Raw genomic sequence first — 20,937 nt, 5'->3', positions numbered from 1 at the left:
TTTCGCTTTCTTCGTTCGTCGCCGTAGCGACTCACAAGCTCCAAAACCACTAACCACCGGGCTTTCCAGCCCGTCGCCTCAACCGCTTCGCTGCGTCGCTGTCGTTGCGAGAGACGGAATATTAGTGAAAACCCGGAACCCTGGCAAGCACTTTATGAAAATAATTTGAAAACCCATGAAAAAGCCCCGTCACGACGGGGCTTTTTCATTTCATACAGCGCCTCTCGGCGCTGTATGCCACGCGACTTCAGGACTACTTCTTGCCAAAGTACCGCGCGTAGATAGCGTCATACGTACCGTCCGCCTTGATCGCGTCGACACCCTTGTTGATCTTGGCCAGAAGTTCGGCGTCACCCTTGCGCACCGCAATGCCGTAGTACTCCTTCGGGAAGCTGCTGTCAGCAACCGTACGAAGCTTGGCATTCGGATTATTCGCAATGAAATTCACCACGACACCGTTATCTGCGACCACCGCATCAACACCACCCGCTTCGAGTTCCTTCATCGCCAGCGGCGTGCCCTCGAAACGTTTGACCGACGGATTGTTCTTGCCCATCAGCTTCTGCACGACTTCGTCGCCCGTCGTCGCGGTCTGCACGCCCACCTTCATGGACTTCAGATCGTCGAACTTCTGCACGGTCGAGTTCGCGGGCACGGCGATCAACTGCGACGCCTCAAAGTAAGGCTTCGAGAAATCCATCTGCTTGCTGCGTTCGTCCGTAATCGTGATCGCGGAGATCAGGATGTCGCGGTCGCCCTGCACAAGCGAATTGAAGATACCTTCGAACGGCGTATTGATGAAGCGGATGGAGATGCCCGCCTTATCGGCGACAGCCTTCATCACATCGATATCGAAACCGGCGATCTGCCGGGTATCGGTTTCGAATTCGAACGGCGCATAAGCCGCGTCCGATCCGACGACGTACACAGGTTGCGAGCCATCCGGCCCGACCGACCGGCCCGCAGCCGATTCTTCCTTCTTCCCGCAGGCACTCAACAGCAGCCCCGAGGCCACCACCAAGGCCAGCGCAAATGCACGTCGTTTCATCGACATCGTTTCGTCCCTTGCTGAAAAAACCGGCAGACTATCATAGGACGACCTCCCCAACGGCGGCCGTCCCGGCTTTTCACAACAGATCAGCGATGCTTGAAAACCGGCTTGCGCTTCTCGACGAACGCCGCCATGCCTTCCTTCTGGTCTTCCAGTGCGAAGAGCGAATGGAACATGCGACGCTCGAATTGCACACCCTCGTCGAGGGTCGATTCGAAAGCGCGGTTGACGGCTTCCTTCGCCGCCATGACAACCGGCAGCGAGTATTCACAGATGGTATTGGCCGCGCCGATGGCCTCTTCAAGCAGCTTATCGAGCGGCACGATGCGCGACACGAGGCCGGCGCGCTCAGCTTCGGTGGCGTCCATGAAGCGCGCGGTCAGGCACATGTCCATGGCTTTGGCTTTCGACACGGCACGCGTGAGACGTTGCGTACCGCCCGCGCCCGGAATCACCCCAAGCTTGATCTCGGGTTGACCGAACTTTGCGTTGTCCGCAGCGATGATGAAGTCACACATCATGGCCAGTTCGCAGCCGCCGCCCAGCGCGAATCCCGACACCGCGGCGATGACCGGCTTGCGAATGCGTCGCACCGTCTCCCAGTTGCGCGTGATGTAGTCGCCCTTGAAGACATCGGCGAACGTGTACTTGGACATCATGCCGATGTCGGCGCCAGCGGCGAACGCCTTCTCGCTCCCGGTGATCACCATGCAACCGATGGCTTCGTCGGCATCGAAAGCGGTGAGCGCAGCGCCCAGCTCGTCCATCAGCGCATCGTTCAGCGCGTTGAGCGCTTTCGGACGATTCAGCGTGATCAGACCGACGCGGCCGCGCGTCTCCACCAGAATGTTCTCGTACGTCATCCTCTTATTCCTCCAGTCAAAGTCTCGTCTTGTGATTCGGGGGTCAGCGCTTGCCCTCACATGACGCTCGGACAACCGCCAGAAACAAATAAGGCGATGGGCGCGCCATCGGTTCGCAACGGCGCTGCGGCGCTCTCGGCGGGCCAGGGTATGCGGCTCGCGGGGCGTCGACTGCAGTGGTTAGGCATGATGCCATCGATCCCCTGGGCACGCACCATTCGTTCCGCAACGCAGATCGGGGACCGCAAGCCATTCAAAGTCGGGACAAAATCCGAGAAATTGGACTCAGAAGCCGCCTGCGCCCGACCGTGAATCCGCCGAACCGGCCACCCGCCCAGCGTTCGCCTCGTCCGCTTACGCGACACAGCTCGCCTGCCCGGATCCGTCGGGGAAAACCCGGCATCATCGTGTGCCACGCCCGGAAGATTTGATGCTATATTAACAAACCAACCGGTCGGTTAATTAATGTTGACGTCGAACCGACGACAAGTATTAGTCAGACGACCCGGTGCCGAACCTGCGTCTTGCCGCGCGAGCCACGAACTTGCTCGCAAGACAGCGAATCCGCCAGCCGCATCCCGACACGGACAGATCCACAACCATGACTCATCCCCTCTTCGCCAAACACCAAGAGACTCTCGAGCGCGCCCTTCAGGCCATCGCCACGCGTGGTTACTGGAGCCCGTTCACGGAAATGCCGAGCCCGCGTGCTTATGGCGAGACGGCCGCCGCCGATGGCGAAGCCGCTTTCAAACAGTATTTGAACGCCGCCTTCCCGCTGGAACAACAAGGCAGCACAGGCAGCGTCGGCCAGGAAGCCTCGCCGTTCGGCTTTGCGCTCGGCACGACTTACCCCGGATTCGAAATCGACGCCCTGCTCGCCCGCGTGAAGGACGCCCACAAGTCGTGGCGCGCCGCAACGCCGGACGCCTGGGTCGGTGTCTCGCTCGAAATCCTCAAGCGCCTGAACGCACGTAGCTTCGAAATGGCCAACGCCGTGATGCACACGACGGGGCAAGCGTTCATGATGGCGTTCCAGGCCGGCGGCCCGCACGCGCAGGATCGCGGTCTCGAAGCCGTGGCCTACGCATGGGACGAACTGCGCCGCATTCCGGCTGACGCTTACTGGGAAAAGCCGCAGGGCAAGAACCCGCCCCTGGCGATGGAAAAGCGCTACACCGTCGTGCCGCGCGGCGTGGCGCTGGTGCTCGGCTGCTGCACGTTCCCGACGTGGAACGGCTATCCCGGCCTGTTCGCCAGCCTCGCGACCGGCAACGCTGTCGTCGTCAAGCCGCATCCGGGCGCGATCCTGCCGCTCGCCATCACCGTGAAGATCGCGCGTGAAGTGCTCAAGGAAGCCGGTTTCGATCCGGATGTCGTCACGCTCGCCGCGACCAACCCGAACGACGGCGCGATCGTCCAGCAACTCGCGAAGCGCGACGAAGTGCGCGTGATCGATTTCACCGGCAGCACCGCTAACGGCGACTGGCTGGAGATCAACGCACGTCAGGCACAGGTCTACACCGAGAAGGCCGGCGTGAACCAGATCGTGATCGACTCGACGGACGACCTCAAGGGCATGGCCCGCAACATCGGTTTCTCGCTCGCGCTTTACTCGGGTCAGATGTGCACCGCGCCGCAGAACATCTACATCCCGCGCGACGGCATTCAGACGCCGGACGGCAAGGTCTCGTTCGACGAAGTTGTGGCCGCCATTGCCGGCAGCGTCGCGAAGACGTGCAGCGATCCGGCCAAGGCCGTCGAACTGCTCGGCGCAATCCAGAACGAAGGCGTGCTCGCCCGCATCGACGCAGCCCGCAAGGTTGGCCGCGTGGTGCTCGACAGCCAAACGCTCGAACACCCGGCCTTTGCTGGCGCACGCGTGCGCACTCCGCTGATCGTCGCGCTCGATGTCGCCGACGAAGCCACTTACACCCGCGAATGGTTCGGCCCAGTCACGTTCGTGATTGCGGTCGACAGCAGCGAACAGGCTTTCGCACTGGCCGGACGCACCGCTGCGCAACACGGCGCCCTCACGCTGTCTGCCTACACGACGACGCCGGAAGGCGAAGCACTGGCGCTCGACGCCGCCATCGAAGGCCGCGTCGCCCTGTCGCTCAATCTGACCGGTGGCGTGTTCGTCAACCAATCGGCGGCGTACTCGGACTACCACGGCACGGGCGGCAACCCGGCAGCAAACGCCAGCCTGGCCGACGCCGCTTTCGTCGCCAACCGTTTCCGTGTCGTGCAAAGCCGCCACCACGTGCCGGCCAAGTCCGACGCAGGCGCTGCCTGACGCGCGGCCATCTGAGTCACATCTATATATAGAGAGAGGACGGGAAACCCCTCACGCAATTGCGACGGTAAGTCACTACCATAGTCACTCGCCGTCGCACGCGGCCTCCGCGCTTAGGCGCACCGACGCCTGCGACCGAACTTCCCGCCCCCAGCCAAGACAGGAACGAGACACCATGACCGAAGCCTTCATCTGCGACGCGACCCGCACTCCCATCGGCCGTTACGGCGGTGCGTTGAAGGACGTTCGCGCCGACAACCTCGGTGCAATCCCCCTCAAGGCGCTGATGGCGCGCAACCCGAACGTCGACTGGACGCTGATCGACGACGTCATTTACGGCTGCGCCAATCAGGCAGGTGAAGACAACCGCAACGTCGCCCGCATGGCGTCGCTGCTGGCCGAGTTGCCCATCGACGTGCCGGGTGCCACGCTCAACCGCCTGTGCGGCTCGGGCATGGACGCCATCGGTACTGCCGCACGCGCGATCAAGGCGGGCGAAGCGGGTCTGATGATCGCCGGTGGCGTCGAATCGATGACCCGCGCACCGTTCGTGATGGGCAAGGCCGACAGCGCGTTCTCGCGTCAGGCCGCCATTTTCGACACGACCATCGGCTGGCGCTTCATCAACCCGCTGATGAAGGCGCAGTACGGCGTCGACTCGATGCCGGAGACGGCCGAGAACGTGGCTGACGACTTCAAGATCAATCGCGAAGATCAGGACCGCTTCGCGCTGCGCAGCCAGGAGAAGGCCGCGCGTGCGCAAGCCGACGGCACGCTCGCACAGGAAATCACGCCGGTGTCGATCGCCCAGAAGAAGGGCGACGCCATCGTCGTGGAACATGACGAACACCCGCGCGCGACGAGCATGGAAGCGCTGGGCAAGCTCAAGGGTGTGGTTCGCGCTGACGGCACCGTCACCGCCGGCAACGCATCGGGCGTGAACGACGGCTCGTGCGCCCTGCTGCTGGCCAGCGAGAGCGCCGCCAAGCTGCATGGCCTCACGCCACGTGCCCGCGTACTCGGCATGGCGACCGCTGGTGTTGCACCGCGCATCATGGGTATCGGCCCGGCCCCGGCCACGGTCAAGCTGCTCAAGCAACTGAACATGACGCTCGACCAGTTCGACGTCATCGAACTGAACGAAGCGTTCGCCAGCCAGGGCCTGGCGGTGCTGCGTCAACTCGGCCTCGCCGATGACGACGCCCGCGTGAACCCGAATGGCGGCGCCATCGCGCTGGGCCATCCGCTGGGTGCATCGGGCGCGCGTCTGGTGACGACGGCGATGTATCAGCTTCATCGCACCGGCGGCCGCTTCGCGCTGTGCACGATGTGCATCGGCGTGGGTCAGGGCATCGCCATCGCCATCGAGCGCGTCTGAGCGACGCCCCTTCTATATAGAGACGCCCCGGAGACAGCCCCCGATGACCGCCACGATTCAACTGACGCTGCAAGACAACGTCGCCACGATCACGCTCAACCGTCCCGAGAAGCTCAACAGCTTCACGCGGCAGATGCATGCGGAACTGCGCGACGCCCTCGACACCGCGCAGGCACAAGGCGCACGCGCCATCGTGCTGACGGGTGCCGGCCGGGGTTTCTGCGCCGGGCAGGATCTGGCGGATCTGGACTTCACGCCGGGCGCATCGACCGATCTCGGCGCGCTGATCGACGAGAACTTCAACCCGCTCGTGCGTAAGCTGCGCGCTATGCCGATGCCGGTGATTGCAGCGGTGAACGGCATCGCCGCAGGGGCGGGTGCGAATCTGGCGTTGGCGTGCGACATCGTTCTGGCCAGCGCGTCGGTCAACTTCGTGCAAGCGTTCGTGAAGATCGGCCTCGTCCCGGATACCGGCGGCACGTGGTTCCTGCCGCAGCGCATCGGCATGGCCCGCGCGATGGGACTCGCGATGCTCGGCGACAAGCTCTCGGCCGAGCAGGCCGAACAGTGGGGCCTGATCTGGCGCTGTGTCGACGACGACGCGCTCCTGCCCGAAGCCCAAAAACTCGCCACGCAACTGGCCACGCAACCGACGAAGGCGCTCGCCACCATCAAGGAAGCGCTTTACGCCTCGGCGACCAACACGCTCGATCAGCAACTCGATCTGGAACGCGACGGACAACGCGCACTGGGCGCGTCCTACGACTATGCGGAAGGCGTGAACGCGTTCCTGCAAAAGCGCGCGCCGAAGTTCGAAGGCCGCTGATCACCGACGAAGCCCCAACGAAGCACCACCGAAGCACAACACAAGCTGAAGGCACGCAGGACCAAGGAAAAGCAGCACAAGCAGCGACGCACACCGAACGCCAAAACCAAACGCGCCGCGCGAGAGACCACGACATAACAAGATTAGACGAGACAAAAGAGGAACCCCCGATGAGCCAAACCTCCGCCGCCAAAGCCGTCAGTGACATGACACCGGAAGAACTCGCCCACGCGACGGGCGAAGCGATGTACAGCACCGACCGAGCGAGCCAATGGCTGGGCATGGAGTTGAAGGAAGTGCGTCCGGGCTATGCCCGTATGACGATGCGCATTCGCGACGAATTCCTCAACGGTCATGCGATCTGCCACGGCGGCCTGATGTTCACGCTGGCCGATTCGACGTTTGCATTCGCCTGCAACAGCTACAACGTCGTGACGGTGGCGGCCGGTTGCAGCATCGAGTTCCTCAAGCCGGTCTCGGGCGGCGACACGCTTACCGCCGAAGCGCAGGAGCAGGTGCTCTCGGGACGTCATGGCATTTACGACATTCGTTTGACGAACAGCGCTGGCGAAGTGGTGGCGATGTTCCGCGGCAAGTCCGCACAGATCAAGGGCAGCGTCGTCTGACGACGTCCGGGAATACTCGGTAATACGCGTGTCCGGGCTCGGGCGCGCGAGATGTAATCAACGTATCAGCGTAAGAAGCAAGACCCCAAGGAGACAGTCATGACCACCGCCTTGCCGCTCGAGCCGATCGAGAAAGCGAGCCTCGACGAACTGCGCGCCCTTCAGCTCGACCGGCTGAAGACGACGCTGCGGCATGCCTATGAGAATTCGCCGGTGTATCGCCGGAAGTTCGAAGAGGCCGGCGTCCACCCGGACGAACTGACCTCGCTGGCCGACCTGGCCAAGTTCCCGTTCACGACGAAGCAGGATCTGCGCGACAGCTATCCCTTCGGCATGTTCGCGGTGCCGATGGAGCAGGTCTCGCGCGTGCATGCGTCTTCGGGCACGACGGGCAAGCCGACGGTCGTGGGCTACACCGCCAACGACATCAGCACCTGGGCCGATCTCGTCGCACGTTCGATCCGCGCCTCGGGTGCGCGTCGCGGCGACAAGGTGCACATCAGCTATGGCTACGGCCTGTTCACGGGCGGTCTCGGCGCGCATTACGGCGCAGAACGTGCGGGCCTGACGGTGATTCCGTTCGGCGGCGGACAGACCGAGAAGCAAGTGCAACTGATTCAGGACTTCAAGCCGGACATCATCATGGTGACGCCGAGCTACATGCTCGCGATTGCCGACGAACTGGAGCGTCAGGGCATCGTGGCTGCGGAATCGTCGCTGCGTATCGGTATCTTCGGCGCGGAGCCGTGGACGAACGACATGCGCACGGCCATCGAGAAGCGCATGGGCATCGATGCCGTCGACATCTACGGTCTGTCGGAAGTGATGGGCCCGGGCGTGGCGTGCGAATGCGCCGAGACGAAGGACGGTCCGACCATCTGGGAAGATCACTTCTATCCCGAAATCATCGATCCGGAGACGGGTGAAGTGCTACCCGACGGCGAGTTCGGCGAACTGGTGTTCACCTCGCTCACCAAGGAAGCGCTGCCGATCATCCGTTACCGCACGCGCGATCTCACGCGTTTGCTGCCGGGCACGGCGCGCACGATGCGTCGCATGGAAAAGATCACCGGCCGCTCGGACGACATGATGATCATTCGCGGCGTGAACGTCTTCCCGTCGCAGATCGAGGAATTGCTGCTGCGTCAGCCGGTGCTTTCCCCGCACTACCAGATCATTCTGGACAAGGAAGGTCCGATGGACACGATGGCGGTGGACGTCGAAGCGGCTGTCGGATGCGACGACGCGGCTGCCCTGCAAGCGGCCGGCGGCGAACTCAAACGCGACATCAAGACGCTCATCGGCGTGTCGTGCGCCGTGCGCGTGAAGCCGGTCGGTGGTATCGAGCGCTCTGTCGGCAAGGCCCGCCGGGTCGTGGACAAGCGCCCGCGCTGAAGCGCGGGTGGCATCGCCCCCCTCTCGTCAGCATGAAAAAAGCCCGCGACATTCGCGGGCTTTTTCTTTGCCGTCAGCACTTGCCGAAAGCCATCAGGCTTACTGGTTCGGCAGAAACACCCACATCTTGCCGCTTTGACGCATGCGCCCGGCCAGATCGCCCGCGTCGTCGCCCAGTCCCCAGAAGAAGTCGGCGCGAACACCGCCCTTGATTGCGCTGCCGGTGTCCTGCGCGAACATCAGCCGGTTGATCGGCGAATTGGCTTGCGGCCCGAACGGCGGACGCGTCGTCGACAGGAACACGGGGCTGCCCAACGGGATCGACGCCGGATCGACGGCAATCGAACGCTCTGCCGTCAACGGTACGCCCAGCGCGCCGATGGGGCCTTCGATGCCACCCACGCCGTGGTTCGGCATTTCACGGAAGAAGACGAAGCGAGGATTCACGTCGAGCAACGCATCGACGCGCGACGGGTTCGCCCGCGCCCACGCGCGAATGCCCTGCATCGTCGCCTGCGCCGCCGTGATCTCGCCGCGATCGATCAGCCAGCGGCCAATCGACTTGTACGGCTGATCGTTGTTGCCGCCGTAGCCCACGCGCATGATCGAACCGTCGTCGAGTACGACCTGGCCGGAGCCCTGCACTTGCAGGAAGAACGCTTCGATGGGGTCGTCGACGTACACCAGTTCGTAGCCGCGCAACATGCCGCTGCGCATCAGCTCGGCGCGGGCGGGGAGCGATCCGGCCTTGCGTCCGGCGGGCCATTTGTAGAGCGGCGTCTGGTAGACCCCGGTGCGCACGCGCGAGCCGTGCAGCAGCGGCTCGTAGTAACCGGTGATCAGCCCCGTCTGTGTCCCATCGGAGTTCGCGATGCGAAACGGCGTAAAGTACTGCTCAAAGAATTGGCGGACGGAGGCGGCGTCGAGGTCGTCGAGCTGCTCGGAGGCCCGGCAGGCCGGTTGCCACTTCGCCTGACGGCCCAGCTTCACGCAGGTTTGCGCGAGGGCAAGGCGTGCGCCGATCAGGGAATCGTCCTGCCAGCCGTCGACATCGGCCCATGTCACGGCCTGCATCCGACCCGCGCCGGACGGGGGCGTCGCCACATTCGACGGCGGAACGCCTGGACGCGACGGGGTCGACGGAGGCACACTCGAACAACCATAGAGCAATGCGGCAAACGCGGCGAGCGCCAGGCCTCGGCCGGCGCGCCACGGCCCGAACACATTCAGGAAGAGCGTCATGAGTAATCTGTTCGATGAATATCCGGCCTTGCTGGTGTTGCCGGAGGTGTTGCTGGCGATCGTGATCGTCGCCGCTATCGTGATCTTGCGACGCAAGCCGTCGCCCGGACGCAGGGTTCGCCAGATGCGCGCCACCCGACCGATGCCAAGCGATACGGTGGACGGCGTGGATCCTGTCGATCCACGCGACGCGTCCGGCGATCCGCTCAAGAAGGAAGACTGGTCCGACGACCGTCGCTGACGCGCCAGCCTGTCGAACCACGCCAACGGTGCGCGCATGCCCGGCTCAGTGCAGCGTGCGCGGCATGGTCAGCGCGAATTCCGCAATGGGCGCTTCGAAGCGCGTACCGTCCTCCGCCACGCAGAAGTACTCGCCGCGCATGGTGCCCACCGGCGTGGCGACCATCGCCCAGCTCGTGTACTCGAACTGTTCGCCCGGCTGGAGGAACGGCTGATGTCCGACCACGCCCAACCCGTTCACTTCCTGCACCTTGTTGTCGCCGTCGGTAATCACCCAGTGACGCGAAATCAGCTGTGCCGGCACCTCGCCGCTGTTGCGGATGGTGATCGTGTAGGCGAAGGCAAACTGCCGACGGTCCGGTTCCGATTGCTCCGGGAGGTACTGCGGACGCACGGTGACGGTAAATTCGTACTGGCTCATCGGGTGTTCCTGTAGCGCATGCGTGCTCTCTGATGTCGTTCTGGTCTGATGCTTATGGGACGGCGGCGGGTTCCAGCAGCGTGACAGTCGCAAAACACAAGAGCTGTCCCGTTTTGCAAGGCATTCTGCGGCAAGTCGTCGCGGGTCGCAACCAGCAAACGCCCGCCGAATGTCTTCCAAATGCCCCCTCAACGCCCCCGCGCCGAATCCTGCGCAGTATCCCTCGGAAAGGCTTTCGGGCCGGGGCCTGCGGCACACAACGGGCAGGCGTCATGTGAAAGCTTTAAAATAGCGCTTTTGACGCCTTCCCCCTGCCCTGCCATGACGCAATTCTGTATCGCCCCCAGCATCCTGTCCGCCGACTTTGCCCGGCTGGGCGAAGAAGTCCGTAACGTCGTGGCGGCGGGCGCCGACTGGATTCACTTCGACGTGATGGACAACCATTACGTTCCCAACCTGACGATCGGCCCGATGGTCTGCGAAGCCATTCGCCCGCACGTGGACGTGCCCATCGACGTACACCTGATGGTACGCCCGGTCGACCGCATCGTGCCCGACTTCGCCAAGGCCGGCGCGAATCTGATCACGTTCCACCCGGAAGCCTCGGAGCACGTGGACCGCACGCTGAGCCTGATTCGCGACAACGGCTGCAAGGCCGGCCTCGTTTTCAACCCGGGCACCCCGCTGCATTACCTCGATCACGTGATGGATCGTCTGGACATGGTGCTCATCATGTCGGTCAACCCCGGTTTCGGCGGCCAGTCGTTCATTCCGGAAGCGCTCAACAAGCTGCGCGCCGTGCGTGCCCGTATCGACGCGTACACCGCCGAGACCGGCCGCGAGATCCGTCTTGAGATCGACGGCGGCGTGAAGGTCGACAACATCGCCGAAATCGCGGCGGCAGGCGCGGACACGTTCGTCGCCGGTTCGGCCATCTTCGGCAAACCCGACTACAAGGCGGTAATCGACCAGATGCGCGCCCAACTCGCGAGCGTCGCATGATCCAGAATCCCCATCTCCAGTTGGACGGCATCCGCGCGGTGCTGATCGACCTCGACGGCACGCTCGTCGACACGGCCGGCGACTTCGGCGTCGCACTGAACGCCATGCTCGCCGATCTCGGCGCCGAGCCGGTGCCGGTCGAGCGTCTGATGACGTTCGTGGGCAAGGGCACGGCCAATCTCGTTCGCAAGACGCTTGCCGAGCGCTTCCCCGAGTCCGACATCGACGCGCTGTTCGAGCGTGCGCAGGACAAGTACGAAGCGGTCTACACGTCGATCAACGGCGAGAACACCGTGCTCTATCCGGAAGTGCGCGAAGGGCTGGCCGCGTTGCGCGAAGCCGGTCTGCCGGTGGCCTGCATCACGAACAAGCAGCATCGTTTCGCGGTCGATCTGCTCGCACACTATGGTCTGACCGATCAGTTCGACCTCGTGTACGGTGGCGACTCGTGGCCCAAGCGTAAGCCGGACCCGATGCCGCTGGTCAAAGCGTGTGAAGCGTTCGGCGTTTCGCCCGCTCAAACGGTGCTCGTCGGCGACTCGGGCAACGACGCGCTGGCCGCGCGTGCCGCAGGCTGCCGCTCGCTCACGGTGCCGTACGGCTACAACCATGGCGAATCTATACAAACGATCGACACGGATGGTATAGTCGCCTCAATTCTGGGCGCTGCCCGGGCGATCCTGCCCAAGGCAACGTCCACACTGGCGAACTGAATTCGTCATCTTCCACACTGCATTCAAGCAATGTTCCTGAACAAGAAACGGAGTCTTAGCGTGATCGACCGGGGGGCCTGGCCCTGGCGACGCTGGTCCTGCTGAACCCTTCCCAAAGGGGTGGCCGGGACCGTCGAAGCTCGTCTTCGACAACCCGTTTCTTGCATCGTTGTTGTTCCCAAGAAGTCATCAATCGGCGCGCCGTCCTGTACGGCGTGCGGATTCGTCGAGACGCATCGTTTCCTCAGCTTTCTCCGAGCCGTCGCGGTCCCCGCCGACGCGCAGGGGTTGCTGCGAACCGATGTGCCCCGACGTGGGTCAGCACATCCCACCCCGACACGACTCAGGTATTCTCAACGCCAATCCACGCCGATTTTGCGGGACCGCCCGCCGGCAAACTTGCAGGCAGAGTGCAACATGACCGAACTCGAATTCAAATCGCTGGCCAATCAGGGCTTCAACCGCATCCCGCTGATCGCAGAAGCCTTTGCCGATCTCGACACGCCACTGTCGCTTTATCTCAAGCTGGCGCTGGGCGATCGTCGCGGTGCGAACACCTTCCTGCTGGAGTCCGTCGTCGGGGGGGAGCGCTTCGGCCGCTACTCCTTCATCGGCCTGTCCGCCCACACCCTGCTGCGCAGCTTCGGCCCGAAGACCGAAGTCGTGCGCGACGGCACCGTCGTCGAAACGCATGAAGGCGACCCGCTCGAATTCATCACCCAGTTTCAGGCGCGCTTCAAAGTGGCACTGCGCCCGGGCATGCCGCGTTTCTGCGGCGGCCTCGCCGGCTACTTCGGCTACGACGCCGTGCGCTACATCGAGAAGAAGCTCGCGCACACCGCGCCGCGCGACGACCTGAATCTGCCGGACATTCAGTTGCTGCTCACCGAAGAACTCGCCGTGATCGACAACCTGACCGGCAAGCTCTACCTCATCATCTACGCCGACCCCACGCAGCCGGAAGCCTATTCGAAAGCGCGTCTGCGTCTGCGCGAACTGCGCGCACGCCTGAAAGCGCCGGTCGACGCGCCCGTCACGTCCGGCAGCGTGCGTACCGAGACCTTCCGCGAATTCGCCAAGCCCGACTATCTGGCCGCCGTCGCGAAAGCGAAGGAAGCCATCGCCGCCGGTGAACTGATGCAGGTGCAGGTCGGTCAGCGCCTCATCAAGCCGTACCGCGACGCCCCGCTGTCGCTCTACCGCGCGCTGCGCTCGCTCAACCCGTCGCCGTACATGTACTTCTATAACTTCGGCGACTTCCAGGTCGTGGGCGCATCGCCGGAGATTCTGGTGCGTCAGGAACGTCGTCAGACGCCCGACGGCGAACACGAAATCGTGACGATTCGTCCGCTCGCAGGCACGCGTCCGCGCGGCGCGACGCCTGAGCGCGATGCAGAGCTTGCGAAGGAATTGCTTTGCGATCCGAAGGAAATTGCCGAGCACGTAATGCTGATCGATCTGGCACGCAACGACGTGGGCCGCATCGCACAAACGGGCACCGTCGAAGTCACCGACAAGATGGTCATCGAGAAGTACTCGCACGTGCAGCACATCGTGAGTTCGGTGGAAGGCCGTCTGCAACCGGGCCTGTCGAACATCGACGTACTGCGCGCCACCTTCCCGGCCGGCACGCTCACCGGCGCACCGAAGGTTCGCGCGATGGAACTGATCGACGAACTCGAACCGGTCAAGCGCGGCCTCTACGGCGGCGCGGTGGGCTACCTGTCGTTTGGCGGTGAAATGGACGTCGCCATCGCGATTCGCACCGGCGTGGTGAAGGACGGCAATCTGTACGTGCAGGCCGCCGCTGGCATCGTGGCGGACTCGGTGCCCGAATCGGAATGGCAAGAGACGGAGAACAAGGCGCGCGCCGTGCTGCGCGCGGCCGAGCAGGTGCAGGACGGACTCGACGCCGAGTACTGATCCCTACATCCTCACACCGCCGCACCAATATGAAGCGAATTGCCGTTTGAAACGCAACACGCTTCCCTACATTGCATGTCGGTGACGCTTCACCCGGAAAGGCCTCGAATTGACGCTCTAGTCGATTCGAGGCCTTTCTTGATTTAGCACAACCGTTCGCTTTTTTCGACCTCTTTGGTATACGCCGATTGACGTCACCCACGATATAGTTAGGTGTCCGTCGGGAGGTCGAAGCTTCTATGGCGAAACCATGCAATCCACGTATGCGTTCCGACATCGCGAATACCCCAGCGATGTCCCCAACGTCCGTCAGGCCTAGCAGGCTCAATAGACACATTAGGCCCATTAGGCCCAGGTCCCTCATATCGATCACGGCTGCGCTCACCGCTGCCGTGCTCAGTGGCTGTATCTCGATGGCGCCCACGTACGAGCGCCCCGCCGCCCCTGTCGCCAATGTGTGGACGCCGGACGTCAGCGCCTCACCCGCAACGGCAACCGCTCAGCCAGCCTCCGCGCTCGACTGGCACGAGTATTTCGCCGATCCGCAGCTACGCAGCCTCATCGACACCGCACTCACGAACAATCGCGATCTGCGCGTCGCGTTAGCGCGTGTAGAACAGGCGCGCGCGGTGTACGGCATTCAACGCGCCGATTTATTCCCCTCCGCAGGCATCGGCGCGAGCGGCACACGGCAACGTCTGCCCGGCGACCTGAGCCTGACCGGCAATCCCTACATCAGCAGTCAGTACCAGGTGGGCCTTGGCCTGTCGACATGGGAGCTGGACTTCTGGGGCCGCATCCGCAATCTGAAAGACGCCGCGCTCGACGACTACCTCGCATCCGACGCCTCTCGTCGTGCCCTCGAACTCAGCCTGATCTCGCAAGTGGCGCAGACGTGGCTGAGTCTGCGCGAATTCGACGAACGCATCGCGCTCGCGCAGCAAACGGTCGATAGCCGTGCCGAGTCGCTGCGCATCTTCACGCGACGCGAGCAAGTCGGCTCGACGTCGAAGCTCGACCTCACCGAAGTCACCACGTTATGGCAACAGGCGCGGGCGCTCGTCACGCAGCTCGAACAGCAGCGCGCGGCGCAGGCACACGCATTGCAAGTGCTTGTCGGCGTGCCCATCGACACCTCGCCGCAGGCGCTCGATCGCACCGTCGACGATGCCGGCCTGATGCGCGATCTCGACCCCGGCTTGCCGTCGTCGTTGCTGGAGGATCGTCCGGACATCATCGCCGCCGAGTATCAGCTGCGTGCCGCGCACGCCAACATTGGCGCAGCCCGCGCAGCGTTCTTCCCGCAGATCACGCTGACGGGCTCCGTCGGCACAGCAAGCAGCGCGCTCGACGGTCTGTTCAAAGCAGGCAGCGCCGCGTGGACCTTCACGCCGAGCATCAACATTCCGATCTTCCAGGGCGGACGTCTCGTCAATAATCTCGATCTGGCCGAAGCGCGTCGCGTGGAGTCGGTGGCGAATTACGAGAAGACGATTCAGGGCGCATTCCGCGACGTCGCCGATGCGCTGAGCGCACGCCGCTGGCTCGCCGAGCAGGTCACGATCCTGCAAGCGACGCAGGACGCACAGGCGGAACGTGCGCGTCTCGCCAAGCTGCGTTACGACCACGGCGCAGCCGCGTTCCTCGAAGTGCTCGACGCCCAACGCGATCTCCTCGCCATCGAACAAACCACGGTGCAGACGCGACGCGCGCTGCTCTCCGCCCGCGTGTCGCTCTACACGGCGCTCGGCGGCGGCAGCCGTCTGATGCCTGCGGCCGACACACCCTCGGGACTGTTCGGACAAACGCCCCGCGTCGTCGAGCCATCGCCGGGCACGGCGAACGCTGCGCAGACCGTTCAATAAATTCAAGAGGTCAGCAAACATGGCACTTCCCAACATTAAGAAACTCGTCCCAGCGTTGATCGTGCTCGTCGTGATCGGGCTGGGATGGTACGGATGGAAGACCTACAGCCACACCGGCCCGGGCGACGGTTTCGCCAGCGGCAACGGACGCATCGAAGCCACCGAAGTCGATATCGCGACGAAGATGGCCGGACGCGTCGAAGCGATCTACGTGCGCGAAGGCGACTTCGTGAAGGCGGGACAAGTCCTCGCGAAGATGCAGATCGACACGCTCAACGCGCAACGCGACGAAGCCCGTGCGCAGTACCAACAAGCCGTGACCAACGTCGCCGCAATTCAGGCACAGGCGGCAGCACGTCTGTCCGACAAAGCGACGGCCGAAGCCAATGTCGCCGCGCGCGAAGCCGAACTCGACGCCGCACAACGCCGTCTCTCGCGCTCGGAAACGCTCTCGAAGGAAGGGGCATCGTCGGTGCAGGAACTCGACGATGACCGTGCACGCGTGCGCAGCACCCGCGCCGCCGTCACTGCGGCCAAGGCGCAGGTCGCCGCCGCACAATCGGCCGTGGAAGCCGCCAACGCGCAAGTCACCGGCTCGAAATCGACGGTCGAAGCCGCGCAGGCCACCATCAGCCGGATCGAAGCCGACATCACCGACAGCGAACTCAAGGCACCACGCGACGGGCGTGTGCAGTATCGCGTCGCGCAGCCGGGCGAAGTGCTTGCGGCCGGTGGCAAGGTGCTCAACCTCGTTGACCTGTCGGATGTGTACATGACGTTCTTCCTGCCCGAAGCCGTCGCAGGACGCCTCGCGATGGGTGCCGAAGCCCGCATCGTGCTCGACGCCGCGCCGCAGTTCGTCATTCCCGCCAGCATCTCGTTCGTCTCCAGCACGGCGCAGTTCACACCGAAGACGGTGGAGACCGAGAGCGAGCGTCAGAAGCTGATGTTCCGTGTACGCGCGCAAATCGCGCCCGAGTTGCTGCAACAGCATCTGAAGCTCGTGAAGACCGGCCTGCCCGGCGTGGCATGGGTGAAGACCGACAGTAAGGCCGAATGGCCGGCCCAGTTGCAGACCAAGCTGCCGCAGTGAGCCGCGCATCATGACGGCTTCCCTCTCGCCTCCACCGGGACACGGCGCACCGCCTGTCGTGCATGTCGTTGACGTCACGCTGAAGTACGGCCGCAAGACGGTCGCGCTCGATGACGTCTCCATCGACATCCCGGCGAATTGCATGGTTGGGCTGATCGGTCCGGACGGCGTCGGCAAATCGACGCTGCTCTCGCTCATCGCGGGCGCGCGTGCCGTGCAGACGGGCACCGTCGAAGCGCTGGGCGGCGATATGGCGAGCAAAGCGCACCGCGACCTCGTGTGCCCGCGCATCGCCTACATGCCGCAGGGGCTGGGCAAGAACCTGTATCCGACGCTCTCCGTCGAGGAGAACCTGCAATTCTTCGCGCGCCTGTTCGGTCACGACGCCGCAGAGCGACGCCGCCGTATCGACGACCTCACGCGCAGCACCGGTCTGCATCCGTTTCTCGCGCGTCCGGCGGGCAAGCTCTCCGGCGGTATGAAGCAGAAGCTCGGCCTGTGTTGCGCACTGATTCACGACCCCGATCTGCTGATTCTCGACGAGCCGACCACGGGCGTGGACCCGCTCGCCCGCGCGCAGTTCTGGGATCTGATCGCGCGTATTCGACGCGAACGGCCGGCGATGAGCGTGATCGTCGCGACCGCCTACATGGACGAAGCGCAGCGCTTCGACTGGCTCGTCGCCATGGACGCGGGCAACATCCTCGCCACCGGCACACCGGCCGAACTGCTCGCCCGCACGCATCGCGACAACCTCGAAGCCGCCTTCATCGATCTGCTACCCGAGGAAAAGAAACGCGGCTACGAGCCGGTCGTGATCCCGCCGCTGCATATCGACGAGCACACCGAGATCGCCATCGAAGCCAAGGGGCTGACGATGCGCTTCGGCGATTTCGTCGCGGTCGATCATGTGGACTTCCGGATTCGTCGCGGGGAAATTTTCGGCTTTCTCGGCTCGAACGGTTGCGGCAAGTCGACCACGATGAAGATGCTCACGGGCCTGCTGCAAGCGAGCGAAGGACAGGCGTGGCTCTTCGGGCATGAAGTCGACCCGAAGGACATCGACACGCGGCGTCGCGTGGGCTACATGTCGCAGGCGTTCTCGCTCTACACCGAACTGACGGTGCATCAGAACCTTGTGCTGCACGCGCGGTTGTTCCACGTGCCCGAGGCCGAAGTCGGCGCGCGCGTCGACGAGATGGTGCAGCGCTTCGGACTGGCCGACGTACTCGACACATTGCCCGACAGCATTCCGCTCGGCATGCGTCAGCGCCTGTCGCTGGCCGTGGCAATGGTGCACAAGCCCGAACTGCTGATCCTCGACGAACCGACGTCCGGCGTCGATCCCGTCGCGCGCGACAACTTCTGGCGTCTACTGGTGGAGTTGTCCCGGCGCGACCGCGTGACGATCTTCATCTCCACGCACTTCATGAACGAGGCCGACCGCTGCGACCGCATCTCGCTGATGCATGCGGGCAAGGTGCTCGTCTCCGATCCGCCCGCGAAAATCACGAAGGACAAAGGCGCAGACACGCTCGAACAGGCGTTCATCGAATACCTGGTGGAGGCCGGTGGCGGCACGCCGGAAGCCCCCGAGACACCGAAGGCGGAAGCGGGCGCAGAAGCGGGCGCCACTGCTGCGGCACCGTCACACGGCAAGCTCAAGGGTTTCTCGTTGGGACGGATGATCAGCTACCTCTGGCGCGAGACGCTGGAGTTGCAGCGCGATCCGGTGCGCGCCACGCTGGCGCTGGTCGGCTCGCTCGTGCTCATGCTGGTGATGGGTTACGGCATCAGCATGGACGTCGAGGATCTGCGCTACGCCGTGCTCGACCGCGACCAGACCACGATGAGTCAGAACTACGCGCTGAATATTGCGGGGTCACGGTACTTCATCGAACAGCCGCCCATCAGCGATTACGACGATATGGACCGCCGTCTGCGCGACGGCGAACTGGCGCTGGCCATCGAGATTCCGCCGGGCTTCGCCCGCGACGTGTCGCGCGGCAAAGCCGTGCAGATCGGCGCGTGGATCGACGGCGCGATGCCGATGCGTGCCGAAACCGTGCAGGGCTACGTGCAGGGGATGCATCAGAACTGGCTGGCCGATCAGTCGTTGCGACGACTCGGGGTGAGACCGACCGCGTCGCTCGACATCGAGACGCGCTTTCGCTACAACCCCGACGTGAAGAGTCTTCCGGCGATGGTCCCGGCGGTGATTCCGCTGCTGTTGCTGATGCTGCCCGCGATGCTCACCGCGCTGTCGGTCGTGCGTGAAAAGGAACTCGGCTCGATCCTGAACCTGTACGTGACACCGGTGACGCGCACGGAATTCCTGATCGGCAAGCAGATCCCGTATGTGGCGCTCGCCATGCTGAACTTTCTGCTCATGGCGCTCATCGCCGTGACGCTCTTCGGCGTGCCCATCAAGGGCAGTTTCCTGACGCTCATCACCGCCGTCTTCATTTTCAACGTGGTCGCCACGGGCATCGGCCTGCTCGCGTCCACCTTTACCCGCAGTCAGATCGCGGCCCTGTTCTTCACGATGATCGGCACGATGATTCCGGCGATTCAGTTCTCCGGCATGCTCACGCCGGTGCCGTCGATGGAGGGCTCGGGCCGGTTCATCGGCGAGATCTATCCGGCGACTTACATGCTGATCATCAGTCGCGGCGTCTTCAACAAGGCGCTCGGCTTCGGCGATCTCGGCAACGCCTTCTGGCCGATGCTCATTGCCGTGCCCGTAATTCTGGGCGCGACGGTCCTGCTGCTCAAGAAACAGGACAAGTGATGGCTAGCCCGAACGCACCGCAAGCCTCCCCATCCACCGCGCACGACGTCAGCGCTACACCGCCGCGTCGCAAGCATCCGTGGTTGCGGCACGTCGCGAACATCTACCGGCTCGGCGTGAAGGAGCTATGGAGTCTCGTGCGCGACCCGATGATGCTGGTGCTCATCATCTACACGTTCACGGCATCGGTCTACTCGTCGGCCACGGCGCAACCCGAGACGTTGCACATGGCGCCCATCGCCATCGTGGACGAAGACGCCTCGCCGCTCTCGCAGCGCATCGTCTCGGCGTTCTACCCGCCGCAGTTCACCCCGCCGCAGATGATTACGGCAGACGCCGTCGACCGGGGCATGGACGAAGGCGCGTACACGTTTGCGCTGAACATCCCGCCGAACTTCCAGCGCGACGTGCTGGCGGGCCGCGCCGCCGAAGTGCAACTCAACGTGGACGCCACGCGCATGAGCCAGGCGTTCTCCGGCAGCGGCTACGTGCAGCAGATCGTGTCGGCGGAAGTGCGCGAATTCCTTCAGCGATACCGATCCACGCCGGAGCTGCCCGTCGATCTGGCGTTGCGCGTGCGCTTCAACCCGACGCTGGAGCGGGCGTGGTTCGGCGCGCTCATGCAGATCATCAACAACATCACGATGCTGTCGATCATTCTGACGGGCGCGGCGCTGATCCGGGAGCGCGAGCACGGCACTATCGAGCATTTGCTCGTCATGCCGGTGACACCGACCGAGATCATGCTGGCGAAGGTCTGGTCGATGGGGCTGGTCGTGCTGATGGCGGCAGCCATGTCGCTGTGGCTGATCGTGAGCGGCGCGCTGCATGTGCCGATTGGCGGCTCGGTGGCGCTGTTCCTGCTGGGGGCGACGCTACATTTGTTCGCCACGACGTCGATGGGCATCTTTCTCGCGACGCTCGCGCGCTCGATGCCACAGTTCGGCATGTTGCTGATTCTGGTGCTGCTGCCGCTGCAAATGCTTTCGGGCGGGAACACGCCGCGCGAAAGCATGCCGAAGCTGGTGCAGGACGTCATGCTCGCCGCGCCCACGACGCACTTCGTCGAACTGGGTCAGGCGATCCTGTTCCGTGGCGCCGGGATCGGCGTCGTATGGGTGCAGTTCGCAGCGCTCGCAGTCATCGGCGCGGTGTTCTTCGCCTTCTCGCTGCGACGTTTTCGTCGCACGCTCAGTTCGATGGCATAGCGCT

At 63.8% G+C, this 20,937-nt stretch carries 17 protein-coding genes; 13 read left to right on the top strand and 4 right to left on the bottom strand.

Annotated features, from left to right (window positions below):
* Positions 1–253 precede the first annotated feature (253 nt).
* Together PAQ31011_RS26210 and PAQ31011_RS26205 are read right to left on the bottom strand one after the other, a co-directional pair.
* Positions 254–1,054 carry a basic amino acid ABC transporter substrate-binding protein gene (locus PAQ31011_RS26210; protein WP_150578550.1) on the bottom strand — a complete coding sequence of 267 codons (801 nt, stop codon included), beginning with the start codon at positions 1,052–1,054 and terminating at the stop codon, positions 254–256.
* A gap of 83 nt (positions 1,055–1,137) precedes the next feature.
* On the bottom strand, positions 1,138–1,914 hold the full coding sequence (locus PAQ31011_RS26205; protein ID WP_039393368.1) for an enoyl-CoA hydratase: 777 nt from the start codon (positions 1,912–1,914) through the stop codon (positions 1,138–1,140).
* 601 nt (positions 1,915–2,515) lie between these two features.
* On the opposite strand from PAQ31011_RS26205, the gene paaN reads away from it, so the two are divergent.
* The 5 genes from paaN to paaK all read left to right on the top strand — a co-directional run bounded on the left by paaN (position 2,516) and on the right by paaK (position 8,435).
* Positions 2,516–4,210 carry a phenylacetic acid degradation protein PaaN gene (gene paaN, locus PAQ31011_RS26200; protein WP_150578549.1) on the top strand — a complete coding sequence of 565 codons (1,695 nt, stop codon included), beginning with the start codon at positions 2,516–2,518 and terminating at the stop codon, positions 4,208–4,210.
* 175 nt (positions 4,211–4,385) lie between these two features.
* A complete protein-coding gene (pcaF, locus tag PAQ31011_RS26195; protein WP_150578548.1) occupies positions 4,386–5,588 on the top strand; it encodes a 3-oxoadipyl-CoA thiolase in 1,203 nt (400 codons plus the stop codon).
* Positions 5,589–5,631: 43 nt separating this feature from the next.
* The gene (paaG, locus tag PAQ31011_RS26190; RefSeq protein WP_150578547.1) at positions 5,632–6,414 is read left to right on the top strand and encodes a 2-(1,2-epoxy-1,2-dihydrophenyl)acetyl-CoA isomerase PaaG; all 783 of its coding nucleotides are present in this window, start codon (positions 5,632–5,634) and stop codon (positions 6,412–6,414) included.
* Between the two features lie 170 nt (positions 6,415–6,584).
* Positions 6,585–7,040, top strand: coding sequence for a hydroxyphenylacetyl-CoA thioesterase PaaI (paaI, locus tag PAQ31011_RS26185; RefSeq protein WP_425495143.1), 456 nt, complete (start codon positions 6,585–6,587; stop codon positions 7,038–7,040).
* A 99-nt stretch (positions 7,041–7,139) separates the two neighbouring features.
* Positions 7,140–8,435, top strand: a complete 1,296-nt coding sequence (gene paaK, locus PAQ31011_RS26180; protein WP_046289894.1) for a phenylacetate--CoA ligase PaaK — start codon at positions 7,140–7,142, stop codon at positions 8,433–8,435.
* A gap of 99 nt (positions 8,436–8,534) precedes the next feature.
* Here paaK and mltA read toward each other — a convergent pair whose 3' ends face one another.
* Entirely contained in the window at positions 8,535–9,677 is a 1,143-nt protein-coding gene (gene mltA / locus PAQ31011_RS26175) for a murein transglycosylase A (protein ID WP_150578546.1), read from the bottom strand.
* On the opposite strand from mltA, the gene PAQ31011_RS26170 reads away from it, so the two are divergent.
* Positions 9,676–9,918 (top strand): hypothetical protein, encoded by a 243-nt coding sequence (locus tag PAQ31011_RS26170; RefSeq protein ID WP_150578545.1) that lies wholly within the window; start codon positions 9,676–9,678, stop codon positions 9,916–9,918. The genes mltA and PAQ31011_RS26170 overlap by 2 nt on opposite strands.
* 45 nt (positions 9,919–9,963) lie before the next feature.
* Here the strand turns inward: PAQ31011_RS26170 and apaG are convergent, their stop codons facing one another.
* On the bottom strand, positions 9,964–10,338 hold the full coding sequence (gene apaG / locus PAQ31011_RS26165; RefSeq protein ID WP_039393382.1) for a Co2+/Mg2+ efflux protein ApaG: 375 nt from the start codon (positions 10,336–10,338) through the stop codon (positions 9,964–9,966).
* Positions 10,339–10,659: 321 nt separating this feature from the next.
* Here apaG and rpe point away from each other — a divergent pair, with 321 nt between their 5' ends.
* The 7 genes from rpe (at position 10,660) to PAQ31011_RS26130 (ending at position 20,933) form a co-directional block, all read left to right on the top strand.
* Positions 10,660–11,340: a ribulose-phosphate 3-epimerase gene (gene rpe / locus PAQ31011_RS26160; RefSeq protein ID WP_010808649.1), complete on the top strand. Its 681-nt coding sequence runs from the start codon at positions 10,660–10,662 to the stop codon at positions 11,338–11,340.
* Positions 11,337–12,053, top strand: a complete 717-nt coding sequence (locus PAQ31011_RS26155) for a phosphoglycolate phosphatase (RefSeq protein ID WP_150578544.1) — start codon at positions 11,337–11,339, stop codon at positions 12,051–12,053. Before rpe ends, PAQ31011_RS26155 begins: the two co-directional genes overlap by 4 nt.
* A 417-nt stretch (positions 12,054–12,470) precedes the next feature.
* On the top strand, positions 12,471–13,976 hold the full coding sequence (gene trpE, locus PAQ31011_RS26150) for an anthranilate synthase component I (protein ID WP_150578543.1): 1,506 nt from the start codon (positions 12,471–12,473) through the stop codon (positions 13,974–13,976).
* A gap of 413 nt (positions 13,977–14,389) precedes the next feature.
* A complete protein-coding gene (locus PAQ31011_RS26145; RefSeq protein ID WP_246179803.1) occupies positions 14,390–15,841 on the top strand; it encodes an efflux transporter outer membrane subunit in 1,452 nt (483 codons plus the stop codon).
* A gap of 19 nt (positions 15,842–15,860) precedes the next feature.
* Complete coding sequence (locus PAQ31011_RS26140; protein WP_150578541.1) at positions 15,861–16,934, top strand: HlyD family secretion protein; 1,074 nt, start codon at positions 15,861–15,863, stop codon at positions 16,932–16,934.
* 10 nt (positions 16,935–16,944) lie between these two features.
* Entirely contained in the window at positions 16,945–19,725 is a 2,781-nt protein-coding gene (rbbA, locus tag PAQ31011_RS26135; protein ID WP_150578540.1) for a ribosome-associated ATPase/putative transporter RbbA, read from the top strand.
* A gap of 83 nt (positions 19,726–19,808) precedes the next feature.
* Positions 19,809–20,933, top strand: coding sequence for an ABC transporter permease (locus tag PAQ31011_RS26130; protein WP_150578554.1), 1,125 nt, complete (start codon positions 19,809–19,811; stop codon positions 20,931–20,933).
* Positions 20,934–20,937 lie beyond the last annotated feature (4 nt).

It is taken from the genome of Pandoraea aquatica (genome assembly GCF_902459565.1).
GTDB classification, from domain to species: Bacteria; Pseudomonadota; Gammaproteobacteria; order Burkholderiales; family Burkholderiaceae; genus Pandoraea; species Pandoraea aquatica.
The sequence above is the reverse complement of the archived record's forward strand: the minus strand, read 5'-3'. Positions and strand labels throughout refer to the sequence as shown.